At 70.2% G+C, this 2,390-nt stretch carries 3 protein-coding genes and 2 pseudogenes; all 5 read left to right on the top strand.

What is annotated here, in order from left to right:
* Positions 1–33 precede the first annotated feature (33 nt).
* Entirely contained in the window at positions 34–447 is a 414-nt protein-coding gene (locus tag ABT085_RS45710; RefSeq protein WP_351623014.1) for a phosphatase PAP2 family protein, read from the top strand.
* A pseudogene (locus ABT085_RS45715) lies at positions 444–690 on the top strand (DUF4235 domain-containing protein). The gene ABT085_RS45710 and the pseudogene ABT085_RS45715 overlap by 4 nt, the downstream one beginning before the upstream one ends.
* Before the next feature lie 249 nt (positions 691–939).
* Positions 940–1,155: a DUF6480 family protein gene (locus ABT085_RS45720; protein WP_351623009.1), complete on the top strand. Its 216-nt coding sequence runs from the start codon at positions 940–942 to the stop codon at positions 1,153–1,155.
* Positions 1,152–1,496 carry a hypothetical protein gene (locus ABT085_RS45725; RefSeq protein WP_351623011.1) on the top strand — a complete coding sequence of 115 codons (345 nt, stop codon included), beginning with the start codon at positions 1,152–1,154 and terminating at the stop codon, positions 1,494–1,496. Before ABT085_RS45720 ends, ABT085_RS45725 begins: the two co-directional genes overlap by 4 nt.
* 544 nt (positions 1,497–2,040) lie before the next feature.
* Positions 2,041–2,297, top strand: a pseudogene (locus ABT085_RS45730) (ornithine decarboxylase); the annotation flags it as partial.
* Positions 2,298–2,390: the final 93 nt, after the last annotated feature.

Raw genomic sequence — 2,390 nt, forward strand, 5'->3', positions numbered from 1 at the left:
CCGTCCGCTGCCTGCCCTTACACCTCCGCGGTCATGCCCCGCACACGAAGAAGTCCCTGTTCATCGAACAGGGACTCCCTTTGCCACAACGCACTTAGCTGTACGAGCGGCGACGCCCACCATGCCGCTGGGTGCCCGCGAAGGCTCCGGGAACACCCTGACAGTTCCTCCCCCTCCGGGCACACCGCGGCGGCCGTCGCTTTCTCCGTAGCCGTCGCTCCGGTGTGGCCGGCCGCCGAAGCTGCCCGCGGCGCCGGTGCCGCGCTGATGGCGGCGCAGCGGTTGCACGGCGGGGCCCATTACCCGTCGGACGTGGCCGCAGGGGGCACGATCGGGCTCGCGGCGGGCGGTGGTGGTGCGGGGTGCACCCCCACACTCATGGGGCAACGACTGAGGGTACTCGGACGAGCGATCCGCACGACTCGTCATGCGAGGAGACGGCGATGAAAGCCTCGAAGATCGCCTACCAGCCCATCGGGCTGGCTTTGGCCGGTGCAGCGTTCAAGTGGATCTGGAAGAAACTCCGGCACGAAGAGGAGGCCCCCCGAGGCCACTGACGAACAACGCGGCTGACGCGAAATCCTTTCCGCAGCAATCCTGCAAGGCGCGATCTTCGCCGGCGTCAAAGCCACGGTGGACCGAGGCGGCGCCATCGCCGCCCGCCGCCTGACGGGCGCCTGGCCGGGCTGACCCACGGCACGCCGCGGTCAATCCGTGCGGACGGCCTGGCACCTCTGCGCGTCGCGCACCGTGGCGGGCGATCTTGGATGTGCTGCCGCTACATCGGAAGCCGCCCCATGCCAGGGAGGTTTCCCGGGTATCCAGCCGGCGCCGGATGTCGGGGTCGCCGTGCGGGACCCGGTCTCGATTTCCGGCCGGGCCTTCGTGGGGCACCGCCGCCCATGGGTACTCGCGAGGCGGAGATAAGGAGTGTGCACGATGACGACTCCCGATCCCGAGCCCAGGCGCACGGCCGGGCTCGAATCAGGCGGCGGGATGTCATCAGGCCAGACACCGCCCGCCGAAGGAGGCACCTTCGGCATCTCCACCCCGAGCCAACTACACAAGGACTGGGCGCCCTCGCCGCTCGAAGACTCCTTTCCTTGCGGCGGTCGCAACGGACACCCCCCGATGAACAGGCAGGCAGACCCATGACGAAGAAGCCACGCGGCACCGGAGAGCACGGTTGGGCCTCCGACGTGGACGAGACCCGGCAGCAGGACAACCCGAGCGCCCACCGCTCCTTTAGGACCGTCGAATACGGCGGCGGCAAGGGACCGGGCCGGACGAAGTCCGAGGAAGAGACCCGGCCGGTGCCCGGCGACACGGTGAAGAGCGACAGCACCCGCGGCGAGGAGCACGCCCGCGGGGGCCAGAAGGGCCACCGGTCCACGGGCGCCAGAGGGCGCTCCCAGCGTCCCAGCGGCACCAAGGACGCCTCTGCGGAGACCGGCATCGATCCCCAGGAGTCACGATCCGGACACCGCCAGGGCTAGAGTCCGCGCCGGGACCCCAAAGGCGGCGGGTCACCGGTTCTCGTACTCGCGGCAGGCTTTGCACTGGGCGGGGACCGCCGGGGCACCCTGGCCGCCGTCGAGAAACTGACAGCCAGCGAGGGGCTGGCGGTGGGTCGCGGGGGATGGTACTGACGCGCAGGATGTAGCCCCGGCCGCGAAATACGGGAAGCGCAGGGCGCTTTGGTGCACGCGTGTCGTTCCCTCAACGCGCTTCATCCAACGCGGTCACGGTCTCGTCAACCTCGTTGGCCGGTGCTGCCGGCCGGGTGAGCGGTAGCCCGATGGGTCTGCGTCCGCCCGGCGTAACGCGGCTGCCCTCCACAGCGCCGGCAACCCGTGCTCGACGCCACGATGTGGAGGGTTCCCTTGACGCACCCTGCCGTCCCCGCAGTCTGCCCCCTGTCACCACCGGTGCCGCCCGGGGCACCGGGTTCCCCGCGGCGGGCCGCCCGACGGTTCTCCGGCATGCGCCTCGCGGACCGGGCGGGGGGCATGCGGTCAGCTGTCGAGGGAACTTGGCGGCATGGGTCTCAACCATGACGAAGCACCTGTTCTGGATGCCCTCGCGCGCTATCACGAGGCCGATGAGCTGGGGTTCTCTCCGCCAGGCCACAAGCAGGCCCGCGGTGCGGACCCGCGGGCCAGGGCCGTCTCGGCGACGCGATGTACCTGGGTGACGTCCTGGCCAGCGGTGGACTGGACGACCGCCTGACCCGGGGCCGGGTGCTGAAGCGGGCCGAGGAGCTGATGGCCGACGCAGTGCACGCCGAGCACACGTTCTGAACCGCACCGGTTCGAATGGAGACTCGATTCTCTGAGAGGATTGAGTCATGGCACGTCCCTCCCCTTACCCCGCTGAGCTGCGGCGTCGTG

The organism is Streptomyces sp. NPDC002265 (assembly GCF_040296125.1).
Lineage (GTDB): Bacteria > Actinomycetota > Actinomycetes > Streptomycetales > Streptomycetaceae > Streptomyces.